This is a genomic window from Prauserella aidingensis, from assembly GCF_024171865.1.
In the GTDB taxonomy this organism is placed as follows: domain Bacteria; phylum Actinomycetota; class Actinomycetes; order Mycobacteriales; family Pseudonocardiaceae; genus Prauserella; species Prauserella aidingensis.
The window spans coordinates 22,258-39,079 of the sequence record NZ_JAMTCN010000037.1; the positions used below are offsets into that span (position 1 = coordinate 22,258).

The window sequence follows — 16,822 nt, forward strand, 5'->3', positions numbered from 1 at the left end:
CCGTGCTCACACCGCACCGCCTTCCGCGACGCTCGCAGGCCGACCGTTTCCGGCGCGGCCGACGCGGCGCTGCTCGGCGGCCAGGTCGGCGCGGCGAACGATCTCGTACGCCACCACGACGGACAGGACGATCGTGCCCTGCATGATCGTGGCGATCTCGCTGGGAATGCCGATCGACTCGAGCGAGACCGCCGACCGGTCGAGGAACGCCCACAGCAGCGCGCCGAACGCGATGCCCGCCGGGTGGTTCCTGCCCAGCAGCGCGACCGCCAGGCCCGTGAACCCGTAGCCCTGCGTCGCCGTCATGGCGTAGACGTAGTCGCGGCCCAGCAGCTCGGGCATCGCGACCAGCCCGGCGACACCGCCGGAGATCAGCATCGCGGCGAGCGTCATCTTCCTCGCGCTCACCCCGCCCGCGGCGGCCGCGGTCTTCGACTCGCCACTGGCCTTGAGCTCGAACCCGAACCGCGTCCGGTTCAGCATGAACCAGTAGCCGTAGCCCAGCGCCGCCGCGATGACGACGAAGCCGAACAGCGTGCCCGCCTCACCGAGCGGAATGCCCGGGATCCGGCCCGACGGCGCGATCTCCTCGGTGGAGAGGTTGTTGCCGTGCAGCACGCCGAACTGTTCCGGATTGATCAGGAACGCCACGATGCCGAACACGATCGAGTTCAGCATGATCGTCGTGATGACCTCGCTGACACCGCGGTAGACCTTCAGCAGCGCGGGCAGCAACGCGTACAGCGCGCCGGAGGCCACCGCGACCACCAGGATCGCGACCACGTGCAGCACCGGCGGCAGCTGCATCCAACCACCGACGATCGCCGCGACCACCGCGGCGAACCGGTACTGGCCCTCCACGCCGATGTTGAACACGTTCATCTGGAAGCCGATCGCCGCGGCCAGGCCCGCCAGGTAGTAGACGATCGCGAGGTTCACCGTCGAGACGGCCGTGTTGCCGTGGAACAGCTGCGCGCCCATCGTGGCGAACGCGTCCAGGGGATTCGCGCCCGAGATCAGCAGCGCCACCGACGACAGCAGCATCGCGAAAACGATCGCGAGCGCCGGCGGCAGCAGCGCGGTACGCCAGTTGATCACGCGGCCTCCTCCCCTGCACCCGTCATGGCGGAACCGAGCTCGGTCGGCGTCACCGTCGCCGGGTCGGCCTCACTGACGAGGCGGCCGCGGAGCATCACGCGGATCGTGTCGGACAGCCCGATCAGCTCGTCCAGGTCCGCCGACACCAGCAGCACCGCGAGCCCGTCGTGGCGGGCCGCGCGCATCTGCTCCCAGATCAACGCCTGCGCACCGACGTCCACACCGCGGGTCGGATGCGCCGCGATCAGCAGCACCGGCTCGCCCGACAACTCCCTGCCCACGATGAGTTTCTGCTGGTTCCCGCCGGACAGCGCACCCGCCAGCACCTCGACACCCGGCGTGCGGACGTCGTACTCCTCGACGACGCGTTCGGTGTCCCGCCGCGCCGCGGCCGGATCGATCAGCCTGCCGTTCGACACGGGTGGGCGGGTCTGATAGCCGAGGATGCGGTTGCTCCACAGCGGCTGCCGCAACAGCAGCCCGTGCCGGTGCCGGTCCTCGGCGATGTAGCCGATCCCGGCCTCCCGTCGGGCCAACGTCCCCAGTCGCGTGATGTCGCGCAGATCACCGCCTGCGGAGGCCAGCTCGACCGTGCCCGCCGACGCCTTGCGCATGCCCATGATGGTCTCGACCAGCTCGGTCTGACCGTTGCCCTCGACGCCCGCGATCCCGACGATCTCGCCCGCGCGCACGGTCAGCGACACGTCGTCGAGCACCGCCCGCTCGCTGTCCTCGGCATCCAGCCGCAGGTCGCTCACCCGCAGCACAGGGCGGTCGGTCACCGTCGACTCGCGGGTCTCCGGACTCGGCAGCTCCGACCCGACCATCATCTCGGCGAGCTCACGCGAGGTGACCTCCTTCGGGTCGACCGTGCCGACGGTCGTGCCCCGGCGGATGACCGTCACCTCGTCGGCGATCGCCCGCACCTCGTCGAGTTTGTGGGAGATGAACAGGAACGTGTAGCCGTCCGCCTGCATACTGCGGACGGTCTCGAACAGCGCGTCGACCTCCTGCGGCACCAGCACCGCCGTCGGTTCGTCGAGGATGACGATGCGCGCGCCGCGGTACAGCACCTTGACGATCTCGACGCGCTGCCGGTCGGCGACGCCGAGGTTCTCCACGAGCGTGTCGGGGTCGACGCGCAGGCCCGTCCGCTCGGCGAGTTCGGCCAACGTGGCGCGAGCCTTGCGACCCATGCCGTACAGGCCCTCGGCGCCGAGCAGCACGTTCTCCCGCACCGTCAGGTTGTCGGCGAGCATGAAGTGCTGGTGCACCATCCCGATGCCTGCCTTGATCGCGTCCTGCGGGTTACGCAGCTCCACGACCTCGCCGCCGACGGAAATGGTGCCCTCGTCCGGCTGCTGCATCCCGTAGAGGATCTTCATCAGCGTGGACTTGCCCGCGCCGTTCTCGCCGCACACGGCGTGGACCTCGCCGGCGCGCACGGTCAGGTGCACGTCCGAATTGGCCACCACGCCCGGGAAGCGCTTGGTGATACCGGTGAGTTCGACCACCGGCTCCGGTTCGGTCATCTGTTCTTTCGCCTTGTTCGAGCGGGCTGGTGTGAGAGCGGACTGGGTTGAGCGGGCCGGATCGACGGGTGCTCCACGGCGGACCGGGTTCGCCGCCCCGTGGAGCATCCACCATCCGAGCGGAGCATCCACGACCGGAGTGGACCGATCAAAGCAGACACCCGCGCTCCGGTGCGGAAACGGCGCCGGAATGCAGCGCGTGGGGCTCGCGAGCGGCGCAGTCACCGCCCGCGAGCCCCACGTGGCCGTCGGACCTGGTCCGGTCCGGTGTCAGCTCTGGGGAGTGTCGGACACCTCGATGTCACCGTCCACGATGGCCTTCTTGTAGCCCTCGAGCTCGTCGGTGATGTCCTCGATGGCCGGGTTGGACTTCGAGTAGCCCACGCCGTCGACCGACAGGTCGAACCGCTCCGGCAGGTCGTCCGGGTCACCCTCGGCGACGGCCGCCACGTAGTCGTACACCGCGACGTCGACCTTCTTGAGCATCGACGTGACGATGACGTCCTTCACGTCGGCGAGGGTCTTCTGCTTGTACTGGTCGGAGTCGACCCCGATGCCGAGCGCGTCGTTCGCGGCGGCCGCCTCGAACACGCCCTGACCGGAGGCGCCGGCGGCGTGGAACAGCACGTCGGAGCCCTGGCTGATCATCGACTTCGACTTGACGTTGGCCTTGGCCGGGTCGTTGAAGCCGCTGATGTCGCCCGCGGGCGTGAGGTACTCGCTCTTGACCTCGATGTTGTCGCCGCCCGCGGCCTTCACGCCCTGCTCGAAGCCCGCCTGGAACTTCTTGATCAGCGGCGTCTTCACGCCGCCGACGAAGCCGACCTGGCACTCGGACGTCTTGTACGCCGCGGCCACGCCCGCGAGGAAGGAGCCCTCCTCCTCGGCGAACACCAGCGGGGTCACGTTCTCCGCGTCGACGGAGTTGTCGTCGACGAGTGCGAACTCGGTGTCCGGGTACTGCGGAGCGACCTTGCGGACCGCCTCGGCGTAGGCGAAGCCGACCGCGATGATCGGGTTGTTGCCCTGCTCGGCCATCTGCCGCAGGCGCTGTTCCTTCGCGGCCTCGGACTCGCTGCCCGCGGCGGGGCTCTCGTTGCCCTTCTCGGCGCCGAACTCCTCGACGGCCCTGTCGACACCCGCGGCGGCGGCGTCGTTGAACGACGCGTCACCCCGGCCGCCGACGTCGAAGGCGAGACCGATCTTCAGGTCGCTCGCATCGACGTCGCCGTGCTCGGTCGTCTGCTCCTGCTGGGTGTTCTCGGGCGCGGCGGGAGCCTCGTTGGTGACGCAGCTGCCCGGTTCACCGCCGCCGCCGTCACCCGCGGCCTGGTTCCCGTCCCCACCGGAATCCTTGGCGCAGCCCGCCATTGCCAGCACGCCGGCCATGGCTATTGCCGCCAGCGCTCCACCACGCTTTCGACGCACGGTGTCACTCCCTCCCCGCCTTGCGGGCGGACGAACTGAAGATGTGCCCGGTTTCTCGGGCGGACTGGCGAACCGTACCGCTCCGTGACCTACACGGCAGCCATACGGAACCCCGCGTAACCCAAATGTTTAAGTTCCGGTTGATTCTGCCGCGTACAGCTCACGGAGCGTTACCCCCGAACGTCGCGAACCCAGCGCCCCGCGCTCCCCGGCCGTGTGGGTAGCCGTGGAAGCGGAAGGCGCAGGGATGCGACATACCCGCGATGGTGTGACGCCCGCGACGCCACGGGAAGCGCTGCCTACGGTAGGCCGCACGCGTGCGATGTCTGGTCGATCACAGCTGGGAACCCGAGGTTGAGCCGGTTACACGGGACAGGTCTAGCATTCGGCGCGTATATGACGCTCGGGACACCATGACCTCGGAAAAGACGCGGTCCTGCCGGGCGGAGAAGTCCATCGTGACGTTGGAGGCCGTACACCGATGTCCACCACTGCGAGCACTGCCGCCGAGGCCGGTGCGAGTGATCGGGCGGGCGCCTCACGCCGGAGCGGAACGTTCTACCGCGGCGACCCCGGCATGTGGTCCTGGGTAGCGCATCGCGTTACCGGGGTGCTCACCTTTTTCTTCCTGTTCGTGCACGTGCTCGACACGGCACTCGTCCGGGTTTCCCCGAACGCCTACGACGAGGTCATCGAGACCTACAAGACGCCCTTCGTCAACCTCCTCGAGGTGGGTCTCGTCGGCGCCGTGCTCTACCACGCGCTGAACGGCCTCCGGGTCATCCTGGTCGACTTCTGGGAGAAGGGACCCCAGTACCAGCGCCCGATGTTGTGGACGACCCTCGGCATCTGGGTCCTCGTAATGATCCCGGGCACCTACTTCATGCTCGCGCGCACGGTGAGCGAAATGTTCGGAGGCGGCCACTGATGAGCGAATCGCTGACTCTCGACAAGCCGCGTTCCCCGCGGCGCCCCGCAGCCCGCCGGAACAACTTCGAGCTCTACAGCTGGGCGTTCATGCGGATCTCCGGCCTCGCGCTGGTGATCCTGGTTCTGGGCCACCTGTTCATCATGAACATCCTGGACGGCGGCGTGCACCGCATCAACTTCGCCTTCGTCGCGGGCCGCTGGGCCTCGCCGTTCTGGCAGTTCTGGGACCTGGCGATGCTGTGGCTGGCTCAGCTGCACGGCGGCAACGGCCTGCGCACGATCATCGACGACTACGCGCGTAAGGACACCACGCGCTTCTGGCTGAAGATGCTGCTGTACGCCTCGATGGCCGTCATCCTCGTGCTCGGCACGCTGGTGATCTTCACGTTCGACCCGAACATCACGGCCTGACCCCCACCACACGGAGACTTCTCATGCAGTTCCACAAGTACGACGTGGTGATCGTCGGGGCTGGTGGCGCCGGCATGCGCGCGGCCATCGAGGCCGGTCAGCGCTCCCGCACGGCCGTGCTCACCAAGCTGTACCCGACGCGCTCCCACACCGGCGCGGCGCAGGGCGGCATGTGTGCCGCGCTGGCGAACGTCGAAGAGGACAACTGGGAGTGGCACACCTTCGACACCGTCAAGGGTGGCGACTACCTGACCGACCAGGACGCCGCGGAGATCATGGCCAAGGAGGCCATCGACGCGGTGCTGGACCTGGAGAAGATGGGCCTTCCGTTCAACCGCACGGAGGAAGGCAAGATCGACCAGCGGCGCTTCGGCGGTCACACGCGTGACCACGGCAAGGCCGCCGTGCGCCGGGCCTGCTACGCGGCCGACCGCACCGGTCACATGATCCTGCAGACGCTGTACCAGAACTGCGTCAAGCACGGCATCGAGTTCTACAACGAGTTCTACGTCCTCGACGTGACCATGTCGACGAACGAGAACGGCGAGCAGGTCGCGTCCGGCGCGATCGCCTACGAACTCGCGACCGGCGAGATCCACGTCTTCCAGGCCAAGTCGATCGTGTTCGCCACGGGCGGCTTCGGCAAGGTCTTCAAGACCACCTCCAACGCGCACACCCTGACCGGCGACGGCATGGGCATCTACGCGCGCAAGGGCCTGCCGCTCGAGGACATGGAGTTCTACCAGTTCCACCCGACCGGCCTGGCCGGGCTGGGCATCCTGCTCACCGAGGGTGCCCGCGGCGAGGGTGCGATCCTGCGGAACGAGTCGGGCGAGCGGTTCATGGAGCGCTACGCTCCGACGATCAAGGACCTCGCCCCGCGCGACATCGTCGCCCGGTCGATGGTGCTCGAGGTGCTCGAGGGTCGGGGCGCGGGCCCGCACAAGGACTACGTGTTCCTCGACTGCACGCACCTCGGCGAGGAGGTCCTCGAGACCAAGCTGCCGGACATCACCGAGTTCGCCCGCACGTACCTGGGTGTCGACCCGGTGCACGAGCCGGTGCCGGTGTACCCGACGGCGCACTACGCCATGGGCGGCATCCCGACGAACGTCAAGGGCGAGGCGCTCAAGGACAACGACACCGTCATCGGCGGCCTGTACGCGGCGGGCGAGGCGGCGTGCGTGTCCGTCCACGGGTCGAACCGGCTGGGCACCAACTCGCTGCTCGACATCAACGTGTTCGGCCGTCGCGCGGGCATCGCGGCCGCGGAGTACGCGAACGACATCGACCACGTCGAGCTGCCCGAGAACCCGGCCAAGATGGTGCAGGGCATGGTCGACCACCTGCGGACCGCCTCCGGCGGCGAGCGGGTGGCCGACATCCGCAACGAACTGCAGCAGACGATGGACACCAACGCGGCCGTGTACCGCACCGAGGACACGCTGAAGCAGGCGTTGTCCGACGTGCAGGCGCTCAAGGAGCGCTACGGCCGCATCGCCGTCCACGACAAGGGCAAGCGGTACAACACCGACCTGCTCGAAGCCGTCGAGCTGGGCTTCCTGCTGGATCTGGCCGAGATGCTCGTGAACGCGGCGCTCGCGCGCAAGGAGTCCCGCGGCGGCCATGCCCGCGAGGACTACCCGGACCGCGACGACACCAACTTCATGCGGCACTCGATGTCGTACAAGATCCTGCCGGAGAAGGAGGACCCGGACGCGCCGCTGGGCCTCACCGGGTTCACGGCCGACCTGCGGCTGGATTACAAGCCGGTCGTCTTCACCCGGTACGAGCCCATGGAGCGGAAGTACTGATGCGTACTGCCGCACCGCACGCGGAGGATGTGAAATGACAGCGGTAGCTGAACCCACGAACGACACGTCGCAGATCCCGGCTCCGGAAGGCTCCGTCACCATCACGGTGAAGATCCTGCGGTTCAACCCGGAGATCGACAACGAGCCGCACTGGGAGTCCTACGACGTCCCGGCGCTGCCGACCGACCGTGTGCTGAACCTGCTGATGAACATCAAGAACTACGCGGACGGCACGCTGTCGTTCCGTCGTAGTTGCGCTCACGGCATCTGCGGTTCGGACGCGATGCAGATCAACGGCATCAACCGGCTGGCCTGCAAGGTCCTGGTCAAGGACCTGCTGGCGAAGGAAGGCAAGCAGACCACGGTCACGGTGGCGCCGATCAAGGGCCTGCCGACGATGAAGGACCTCTATGTCGACATGGAGCCGTTCTTCGAGGCGTTCCGTGCGGTCAAGCCGTACCTGATCGCCTACGGCAACGAGCCGACCAACGAGCGTTACCAGTCGGCCGCAGACCGCGAGCGGTTCGACGACACGACCAAGTGCATCCTGTGCGCCTGCTGCACCTCGTCGTGCCCGGTGTACTGGGCGGACGGCTCGTACTTCGGCCCGGCCGCGATCGTCAACGCGCACCGGTTCATCTTCGACTCCCGTGACGAGGCGGCCGAGGAGCGGCTGGACATCCTCAACGACACCGAGGGCGTGTGGCGCTGCCGCACGACGTTCAACTGCACCGACGCCTGCCCGCGCGGGATCCAGGTGACGAAGGCGATCCAGGAGGTCAAGCGCGCGCTGCTGTTCAAGCGCACCTGACCGGCCCGATCACGACAGCGAAGGGCGTCCCGGCTCACGACGAGCCGGGACGCCCTTTTTTCGCGAGCCCAGCACCCGTGTTGCGCCTTCCGGAGCCCGTGTTGCAGATTCCGGAGCTCGTGTTGCGGATTCGGGGGACCGTGTTGCAGGTTCCGGGGAGCGTGTTGCGCCTTCCGGAGCCCGTGTTGCGGGCTCCGGGGAGCGTGTTGCGTCCTCAGGACGAGGACGGGCCGCCGGCACCGACCCGTCGATCACAGGTCGTCGCAGGCCGCCCGCACTTCGACGACCGCCCCACGAGCTTCGGGACTGTCGAACTCCAGCCGTTGAGCAAGGATCGGGTCGTCGACCTTCTCGGAGCAGGCCCACACCACCGCCGCCGCCGAGCACGAGTCCGGCCACGGCCGCGAGCACGAGCGGAAGCCGGCGCCGACGCCCGGCCTGCGACGCGTGCTCAGGACTCCGGGCTCGACCGGCGCAATGCGCGCAGACCGCGCCAGCCGATGACGCCGATGACGGTGCCCAGCACGAACGACACGATCGCCAGCACCAGGTGCACCCAGAAGAACGGCGTCGGCGAGCCGTCGGCCGCCCACGCGTTGTCGCTGCTCCACAGGTTGCGGGCGAAGGTGATCCAGATGACCCAGGACCACACGCCGAAGGCCAGCAGAAACGCCGAGACACCGCGAGACATGCGCATGCGCACCAGTCTCCTCACATGACGGCCGTCACCCCACATCGGGGGATCAACCCGCTTGACGGGGCCGATCCCTGGCTAACCTTCACAGGTGCATACAGCTCGGATCCGGGTTCTGGTGATCGCCGCGCTCGCGGCTCTGGTCGTGACGAGTGCGCCACTGGTGCCCTCGGCGACGCCCTCCGCGCGGGCCCAGTCGAACTGCCCGAACGCGACGTTGCCGCCACCTCCGGTCGACGAGTCGGAGGAACCGAAGCCCGGCCGGCAGGCGCCCGCACCGCTGCCCGTGCCCGCGGAGACGCCGGGTGGCGGCAGGCTCGGCGAGTGCGGACTCGTGCTGCCTCCCGGCGCGCCGAGACCACCGCAGCCGCTGACGGCGAAGAACTGGCTCATCCAGGATCTCGACAGCGGGCAGGTGCTGGCCGCGCGGCACCCCCACGGCAGGCAGCGGCCCGCCTCGCTGATCAAGACGCTGCTCGCGCTCGTGGTGATCGACGAGCTCGACCCCAACCGCGTCGTCCGGCCGACGAAGGAGGACGCCTCGCAGGAGTGTTCCTGCGTCGGCATCGAGGCGGGGTCGCCGTACACGGTGCACGACCTGTTGATGGGCCTGATGATGGAGTCCGGCAACGACGCCGCGCACGCGCTCGCCACCGCGCTCGGCGGGGTGCCGACGGCGCTGCGGAAGATGAACCGGCTGGCCCGCAAACTCGGCGCGACCGACACCCGTGCCGCCACGCCGTCGGGCCTGGACGGGCCCGGCATGGTGACGTCGGCGTACGACCAGGCCCTGCTGTATCGGCACGCCCTGTCGAAACCGCGGTACGTCGAGGCCGTCAGTACGCGGGAGATCGCGTTCCCCGGCCCGCACGGCAAGCCGTCGTATCCGGTGGTCAACGACGACCGGCTGCACACCGAGTACGCCGGGTTCCTCGGCGGCAAGACGGGCTTCACGAGCGACGCGCGGCACACCTACGTCGGCGGTGCGATGCGGGGCGGGAGGCGCATCGCCGTCGTGCTGCTGCGTGCGGAGCAGAGGCCCATCCGGGTCAGCGAGCAGGCGATGAACATGCTCGACTACGGCTTCCAGCTCGCCGCCGCGGGAACCCCGGCGGTCGGCCGCGTCACGACCGCGCCGCCGCCTCCTCCGGCCGCGCCCCCTCGGACGGAGGAGGCCGGCGAGAACGGCACCGACGCGGGCAGCCGGAGCGCCGCCGCGGGCGGCCCGCAGGACACCGCTGCGCGTGCGGCCGACCAGCAGGAGCCGACGACGGGCGTCGGCTGGATCATCGGGATCGTGATCCTCGTGGCGGTCGCCACGGGCGTCGGCATCGCGCTCACACGGGACGAGCAGATCTGACCCGCCGGCATCCGGCTCGCCCGCCCGCGACGCAGGCGCACACGCGGCACCGATCACGTGCCGCCCGTGCCGCCGTTCAGTCGTCGTCGCCCGCCGCGCCGTCGCCGGAACGGGCCGGCGCACCGCGGCGCTCGGCGGGAGACGCCTCGGCCGGTGCGGCGCCCTCGGGGTCGTCCTCGGCCGCGGCGACCTTCGACGGCAACGTCTCCTTGGCCAGCAGCCACAGGACGAACCCGGCCGCGGCGACGACCCCGGTGACCGCGAACGCCGCGCTGAACGACCACTCCTCGGCGATCGCGCCCGCGGCCAGCGGGCCGACGACGGCGCCGACGTCGGCGGCCATCTGGAAACCGGCGAGCACGGAACCGCCGCGCGCCTTCGACCCGAGGACGTCGGCGAGCGCCGCGTTGTGCGACGGGTTGAGGAAGCCCGCGCCGACGCCCGTGACCACGGTTGCGGCGAGGAACAGCCACATGTTCTCGGTGAGGCCCAGGGAGACGGTGCCGACGGCGAGCAGCGCCAGCCCGGCCAGCGCGGGCGGCTTGCGGCCGTGGGTGTCGGCGAAGCGGCCCGAGCCGAGCAGTACGAGCGCGTTGGCCCCGGCGAACAACGCGAGCGCGAGCCCGGTGAACGTCTCGTCCTTCGCCAGCACGGCGGACACGAACAGCGGGATCAACGACATGCGCACGCCGAGCACGACCCAGCCGTTGGTGAGGTTGGACGTCAGTGCGGCACGATAGGTGGGGTGGCGCAGTGCCTGGCGGAACGTCATCGTCGGCGCTTCGTCGTCGTCGGCGCGGGAGGCCAGGTCGGACCGGCGCAGCTGCCAGAACACGAGCACGGTCGCCGCGACGAGCGCCACGCCGTACACGAGGAACGGGGCGCGCAGCGACACCGCGACGAGGCCGCTGCCGAGCACGGGACCCGCGACGCCACCGAGCAGGAAGCTGGTGCCCCACAGGCCGGAGGCCCGGCCCCGCAACTGCGGCGGCGAGATGCGGATGAGCAGGCCGATCGCCGACACGGTGAACATCGTCGACCCGACACCGCCGATGGCGCGGAACAGCAGCAGTTGCCAGTACTCGGCCGCGAAGGCGCACAGGATCGTCGAGGCGGCCACGATGGACACGCCCCACAGGTACGTGGGCCGTTCGCCGAACCGCGTCACCAGCCGCCCACTCACCGGGGCGAACAGCAGCCGCACCAGAGCGAACGCACTGACCACGAACGACGCCGCGGTCAGGCCGACGTCGAAGCTGTGGGCGAAGTTCGGCAGTGCCGGCCCGATGATGCCGTAGCCGATCGCGATGAGGAAGCTCGCGCAGACCAGGACGTACACCTCACGCGGCAGGCGCGCGGGGGCGTCGGCGCCGTCTCCACCGTTGTCGCCGGCGTCGGTGCCGTCCCGGGGGTCACGCGCGGTGCCGGTGTGGGTCTCGGACGCGTCGTCGGAACCGTGTCCCGGAGCTGGATTGGTCACTGCACACTCCTTCCGGAGCGAGCCTAATGACCTTCGCGCGGAAACGGCCCCGGGTCAGCGCCGCTTGCGGCCGAGCCAGCCGAGCAGCGCGCCGACGCCGAACGCCCCCGCGGCCGTGCCCATGCCCGGGCCGCGGCGGACGGTGACGTTCGGGCGCACGATCGTCGCGGCGGGCGGCTCGACGACCCGGACCTGGTTCTCGCGCGCCGTCGCGGTCCAGGCGGTGACGAACAGCAGGAAGCGCGACACCAGGTTGGCGAACACGAGCAGACCGATGATCGGACCGAACAGGGCGCCGCTGGGCGAGCTCGTCACGCTGACCAGGTAGAACGAGGCCACGTTCTTGAGCAGTTCGAACCCGAGCGCGGCGAGGACCGCGCCCTTGACGGCACTGCGGGCGTTGACCCGCTCACGCGGCAGTTGGGCGATCACCCACGTGAACACCAGCACGTTCGCGCCGAGCGACAGCACGACCGTCGCGGCGCGGAGGGCATACTGGGCCCAGACGAACTCGTCGAGGCCGACGAGTTCGAGCAGCCACGAGCCGGCGGCGCCGCCCACGGCGGTCAGCCCGAACGACACCACGAGCGCCGCGCCCAGGCCGACCAGTGCCAGCAGGTCCTTGAGTTTCGTGGACAGGAACGGCTTCTTGGGTGGTTCCTGCGCCCACTGCGCGGTGAGGGCGTCGCGCAGGTTGCCCATCCAGCCGAGCCCGGAGTACAGGGCACCGAGCAGACCGATGACACCGAGCCCGGCGCGGGCGTCGGTGACGGATTCGAGGATCTCGCGCAGGAAATTGCGCAGCCCCTCGGGCGCAGAGGTCACGATGCCCTGCCGGAGTTCGTCCATCAGCTCCTGATTGCCCGCCAGCACGAAGCCCGCGACCGAGAAGGCAACCATGAGCAGCGGGAACAGTGACAGCACCGAGAAGTAGGTGATGGCGGCGGCGTAGTGGTTGCCGTGCCGCGAGGTGAAGGCGTCGCCCGCTCTGACCAGGTGATCCAGCCACGGATACTTGCGCCGCATCCGCGGCAGGAACCCCTCTTTTTCCGCCTTCTGCTCTGTCACGCGCTGGAAGCTAACCGCGCGGGACATACCGGCGCAAACCGACGCGCACGGGCGCCGACCCCTCACCGCCCGATCGTGACCGGGCCTTTCACCCCAAGGGCACTGTGGTTGCGTTGAGTGCAACCACAGTGCCCTTGGGGGCACTCCCGAGCCGCCTACAGGGCGGGCTGCAGGGTGCGGCCGTAGGTGGTGCCGCGCTGGCGGGCAGGCCGGCCAGCCAGGTCGGCGAGCATGCCGAGTTCGTCCGCGGTGCGCGACGAGCCGTGTTCCGAACCGGCCATCCGGGAGATGGTCTCCTCCATCAGCGTGCCGCCGATGTCGTTGGCACCGCCGCGGAGGATCTGCGCCGTGCCCTCGTCGCCGAGCTTGACCCACGAGCACTGCACGTTGTCGATCAGCCCGTGCAACGCCAGCCTGGCGACGGCGTGGACGGCCCGGTTGTCCCGGACGGTCGGCCCGGGACGCGCCACACCGGCGAGGTAGATCGGCGCGTTGTGGTGCACGAAGGGCAGCGCGACGAACTCGGTGAACCCGCCCGTCTCGCGTGCGATGCCTCCGAGCACCCGCAGGTGGCCGAGCCAGTGGCCGGGGTGGTCGACGTGGCCGTACATCATCGTGCTCGACGACGGGATGCCCACACGGTGCGCGGTCGTGACGACGTCGATCCACGTCTTCGCGGGCAGTTTCCCCTTGGTGAGCACCCAGCGGACGTCGTCGTCGAGGATCTCGGCGGCCGTGCCGGGGATGGAGTCGAGCCCGGCGTCGCGCAGCTCGGTGAGCCACTCCTGGATGCTCACGCCCGCCTTCGACGCCGCCGACACGACCTCCATCGGCGAGAACGCGTGGACGTGCATGTCCGGCACGGCCTTCTTGATGGCGCGCACGATGTCGGCGTAGTAGCTGACCGGCAGTTTCGGGTCGATACCGCCCTGCATGCACACCTCGGTGGCACCGGCCTCGGAGGCCTCGACGGCCCGTGCGGCCACCTCGTCGGTGGACAATCGGAACGCGTCGGCGTCCCGCTCCCGTTGGGCGAACGCACAGAACCGGCAGCCGACGTAACAGACGTTGGAGAAGTTGATGTTGCGGTTGACGACGTAGGTGATGTCGTCGCCCACCACGTCGGCGCGCAGGTCGTCGGCGAGCCGCGTCAGCGTCTCCAGCGCGGGCCCGTCGGCGGTGAGCAGCGCCATGGCGGCCTCGGCGTTGGATTCCTCCAACAGTGCGGCCGGGTTCTCCTCGGCGAGCCGGAGTCCCTCGCGCGCCTCGGTGTCCAGCCGCTGCGGTCCGTTGTGGACGCTGTCCCGCAGGGCGTCCCAGTCGCCGTAGACGCTGTCGAAGTCGCCGCGCCGGTCCGACGTGCGGCCCTCGGTGTCGATGGTGGAGTTCAGGTCGGCACGCCCGATGGTGTCGAGACCGCCGTCCGGCTCCTGCCATTCGCGGCCCACCACCTCGGCGGACTCGTCGGCGAGACCGTCCTCGGTGGACAGTGCGCGGACGTGGCCGTGCAGCCGGATGTCGATCCACTTCTCCGCGTCGCGGACGTACTTCGGATACGCCGTCAACCGCTCGTGCAGGTCGAATCCGGCGTCGGCCGTCCACCGGGTGAGCTCGTCGACGTGCGGCCACGGCGCCTCGGGGTTGACGTGGTCGGGCGTGACCGGCGAGACGCCGCCCCAGTCGTCGATGCCGGCACGCAGGATGAGCGCGTGCTCGTCGCCGACGAGGTTCGGCGGAGCCTGCACGCTGACACCCGTCGGCATCAGCAGCCGCGCCACGGCGACGGTGGCGGCGAGTTCGGCCAGGTCGGCGTCCTCGTGGGAGCGCATCGCGGTGTCCGGTTTGGACCGGAAGTTCTGAACGATGACCTCCTGCACGTTGCGGTACTGCCGCGCGCGCTTGCGGATCTCGTGCAGCGACTCGGCGCGTTCGGTGATCGTCTCGCCGATACCCACGAGGATGCCCGTGGTGAACGGAACGCCGACCCGGCCCGCGTCGTCGAGCACACGCAGCCGCACGGCGGGTTCCTTGTCGGGGCTGCCGTAGTGCGGCCCGCCCTTCTCCGACCACAGTCGCTCGGCCGTGGTCTCCAGCATCATGCCCATGCTCGGCGCGACGGGCTTCAGTCGCTGCAGTTCCTCCCAGCTCATGACGCCGGGGTTCAGGTGCGGCAGCAGGCCGGTCTCCTCGAGCACGGCGACCGCACACGACCGCACGTAGTCCAATGTGGAGTCGTAGCCGCGTTCGTCCAGCCACTGCCGGGCCTCCGGCCACCGCTCCTCGGGCCGGTCGCCGAGCGTGAACAGTGCCTCCTTGCACCCGGCGGCCGCACCGGCGCGCGCGATGTCGAGCACCTCGTCCCGTTCGAGGTAGATCGACTCCGCCTTGCCGGGAACCGTGACGAACGTGCAGTAGTGACACCGGTCCCGGCACAGGTGGGTCAGCGGGATGAAGACCTTGCGACTGTAGGTGACGACGCCGGTCCTGCCCTGATCGGCCAGGTGGGCCTCGCGGACGCGGCTCGCGATGTCCAGCAGCGCGTTCAGGTCGTCACCGCGGGCATGCAGCAAGACGGCGGACTCGGTGACGTCGAGCGTGGAGCCGTCGGCCGCCCGTTTCAGAGCGCGGCGCATGGCCGAGGCGGACGGGGCGGGTTCGGGCGGCGGAAGCGAGATCTGGCGAGCCATGCTCCCGACACTAAGCGTCGGCTCACCGCGACGCTAAGCCTGAGAACTCACACTCGACCGGAGGACGAACGCGAGTAGCGTGCGCCCGGCTCGCGCATCAGTCGACCGTGACGCTCGCCCTGGAGGCGTCCGCCGCGGCACGGGGACCGGGCGGCCGGACAGCGGCGGGGTCGAGATCGGTGACGACGGTCGCGACCTCGGACACCGCAGCCTCGGACGCCGGGATGTCGGACGTCGCGGCGTCGGCGGTGGGCGCGTCCGGGGTCGTCTCCGCGGCCGCGGCGTCGGCTGCGGCCGCTTGACGTGCCTTCGTGCGCCGCTGCCGGACGACGCCGGCCACCATGCCGAGGACGCCGAGGACGATCGCGGCCAGCCCGACCGGCCCGAGGACGCCCAGCGTCATGGCGTTCGGAGTGGGTTGGGCCACCGTCTCGACGGCCGGGGCCGCCGTCGCGGGGGTGCTCGCGAGCGTCGTCGCACCGAGGGTCGCCAGCGTGGTCACAGCCACCGCCGACACACGCACCGCGCGCGCCGGATGAGCCGGCTCCCGGTCAGAACTGCCCACCGCACGTCCTCCTGCATCACCCGCACCGACCGTCACCCTGGACGGTGAGATCGGCGACGACGAGACTACTGACAGTGTCGAAAGCACCCGCCGGTGCCACGACGCGGGTGAGACTAGCGACCCGCACGGACCAACATATGCGCGGGGCCCGTGGCTGTTGTGTAAAACCCGCCCGGCCACGACGAACGCCCCGGCGTCCCGCACGGGTCTCGTCCCGTGACCACGTGGTCACGGGAGGAGACCCGGCCACGGTCAGCCGACGATGATGCCGCGGTCGTACCGCGCGGCCGCTTCGAGGCGGCTGCGGCTGTAGGCCTTGACGCCGAGGCTGGCGCGGCCCGGGTCCGACACGTAGAACTCACCGGCCGAGTTGGTGCCCCGGGCGACGACGTAGTGCCCGTAGCTCGGGGCACCGCCCAGCAGGACGCCGTGGTTCACGTTGAGGATCACCGGCTTGCCGTCCTGCGCGGCGGCGAGTGCGTTGGCGTAGTTCACCTTCCGCGCGTTCGTGTCGTACGCGGCGAGTCCGTTGATCAGGTGACTGACGTCGGAACCCCACGTGTCGGCCGGGATCTTGCAGGCCTCGCGCATGTTCATCACCTGCTGCTTGTGCGAGCCCGCCGGGGGCTTACCCAGGGCGTACAACGTGATGACCGCCGACGTCGGGCCGCAGTTCTCGGAGCTGTACGGGCCCGTGGCCATCTGGTTGATGACGACGAGGTCGCCCGAGCCGCCGGGGTCGGGCTCGGGGTCGGGGTCGGAGCCCTTCGTGCGGCTGACGCCGAGGGCGGCCATCGTCTGCGCGCCCGCGTAGCCGTCGACGGTGAGTCCCTGCTTGCGCTGGAAACTCTTCACGGCCGACTTGGTGACGGAGCCGTAGTCACCGTCGACGACCACCCCGACGGCCGACTGCACAGCCTTGACGACACTGGTGAGCTCACCCT

Annotated in this window: 14 protein-coding genes; 5 read left to right on the forward strand and 9 right to left on the reverse strand. The window is 69.7% G+C overall.

What is annotated here, in order from left to right; genetic code table 11:
* Positions 1-6: 6 nt before the first annotated feature.
* The 3 genes from LY13_RS23760 to LY13_RS23770 form a co-directional block, all read right to left on the reverse strand.
* A complete protein-coding gene (locus tag LY13_RS23760; protein WP_253830791.1) occupies positions 7-1,098 on the reverse strand; it encodes an ABC transporter permease in 1,092 nt (363 codons plus the stop codon).
* Positions 1,095-2,630 (reverse strand): ABC transporter ATP-binding protein, encoded by a 1,536-nt coding sequence (locus tag LY13_RS23765; protein WP_253830792.1) that lies wholly within the window; start codon positions 2,628-2,630, stop codon positions 1,095-1,097. Before LY13_RS23765 ends, LY13_RS23760 begins: the two co-directional genes overlap by 4 nt.
* Positions 2,631-2,900: 270 nt before the next feature.
* Positions 2,901-4,019 (reverse strand): BMP family lipoprotein, encoded by a 1,119-nt coding sequence (locus tag LY13_RS23770; protein ID WP_253830803.1) that lies wholly within the window; start codon positions 4,017-4,019, stop codon positions 2,901-2,903.
* A 520-nt stretch (positions 4,020-4,539) separates the two neighbouring features.
* On the opposite strand from LY13_RS23770, the gene sdhC reads away from it, so the two are divergent.
* The 4 genes from sdhC to LY13_RS23790 are packed head-to-tail and all read left to right on the forward strand — an operon-like array spanning position 4,540 to position 8,024.
* Complete coding sequence (gene sdhC / locus LY13_RS23775) at positions 4,540-4,986, forward strand: succinate dehydrogenase, cytochrome b556 subunit (RefSeq protein WP_253830793.1); 447 nt, start codon at positions 4,540-4,542, stop codon at positions 4,984-4,986.
* A complete protein-coding gene (locus LY13_RS23780) occupies positions 4,986-5,399 on the forward strand; it encodes a succinate dehydrogenase hydrophobic membrane anchor subunit (protein ID WP_253830794.1) in 414 nt (137 codons plus the stop codon). The genes sdhC and LY13_RS23780 overlap by 1 nt, the downstream gene beginning before the upstream one ends.
* A gap of 23 nt (positions 5,400-5,422) precedes the next feature.
* Positions 5,423-7,213: a succinate dehydrogenase flavoprotein subunit gene (gene sdhA, locus LY13_RS23785; protein ID WP_253830795.1), complete on the forward strand. Its 1,791-nt coding sequence runs from the start codon at positions 5,423-5,425 to the stop codon at positions 7,211-7,213.
* 34 nt (positions 7,214-7,247) lie between these two features.
* The gene (locus tag LY13_RS23790; protein ID WP_253830796.1) at positions 7,248-8,024 is read left to right on the forward strand and encodes a succinate dehydrogenase iron-sulfur subunit; all 777 of its coding nucleotides are present in this window, start codon (positions 7,248-7,250) and stop codon (positions 8,022-8,024) included.
* 451 nt (positions 8,025-8,475) lie between these two features.
* On the opposite strand, the gene LY13_RS23795 is transcribed toward LY13_RS23790, so the two are convergent.
* Positions 8,476-8,721: an SCO4848 family membrane protein gene (locus LY13_RS23795; RefSeq protein WP_253830797.1), complete on the reverse strand. Its 246-nt coding sequence runs from the start codon at positions 8,719-8,721 to the stop codon at positions 8,476-8,478.
* Positions 8,722-8,809: 88 nt separating this feature from the next.
* Here LY13_RS23795 and LY13_RS23800 point away from each other — a divergent pair, with 88 nt between their 5' ends.
* Positions 8,810-10,078 carry a D-alanyl-D-alanine carboxypeptidase family protein gene (locus LY13_RS23800; RefSeq protein ID WP_253830798.1) on the forward strand — a complete coding sequence of 423 codons (1,269 nt, stop codon included), beginning with the start codon at positions 8,810-8,812 and terminating at the stop codon, positions 10,076-10,078.
* 76 nt (positions 10,079-10,154) lie between these two features.
* Here the strand turns inward: LY13_RS23800 and LY13_RS23805 are convergent, their stop codons facing one another.
* The 5 genes from LY13_RS23805 to LY13_RS23825 form a co-directional block, all read right to left on the reverse strand.
* The gene (locus LY13_RS23805) at positions 10,155-11,429 is read right to left on the reverse strand and encodes an MFS transporter (protein ID WP_253830804.1); all 1,275 of its coding nucleotides are present in this window, start codon (positions 11,427-11,429) and stop codon (positions 10,155-10,157) included.
* 183 nt (positions 11,430-11,612) lie between these two features.
* Positions 11,613-12,653 carry an inner membrane protein YhjD gene (gene yhjD, locus LY13_RS23810; protein ID WP_253830799.1) on the reverse strand — a complete coding sequence of 347 codons (1,041 nt, stop codon included), beginning with the start codon at positions 12,651-12,653 and terminating at the stop codon, positions 11,613-11,615.
* A 128-nt stretch (positions 12,654-12,781) separates the two neighbouring features.
* Positions 12,782-15,313 (reverse strand): bifunctional FO biosynthesis protein CofGH, encoded by a 2,532-nt coding sequence (locus LY13_RS23815; protein ID WP_253830800.1) that lies wholly within the window; start codon positions 15,311-15,313, stop codon positions 12,782-12,784.
* A 97-nt stretch (positions 15,314-15,410) separates the two neighbouring features.
* Positions 15,411-15,878: a hypothetical protein gene (locus LY13_RS23820; RefSeq protein ID WP_372493888.1), complete on the reverse strand. Its 468-nt coding sequence runs from the start codon at positions 15,876-15,878 to the stop codon at positions 15,411-15,413.
* A gap of 252 nt (positions 15,879-16,130) precedes the next feature.
* Positions 16,131-16,822 (reverse strand): peptidoglycan-binding protein (locus LY13_RS23825; protein WP_253830801.1); only part of this gene is annotated, 692 nt, incomplete at its 5' end.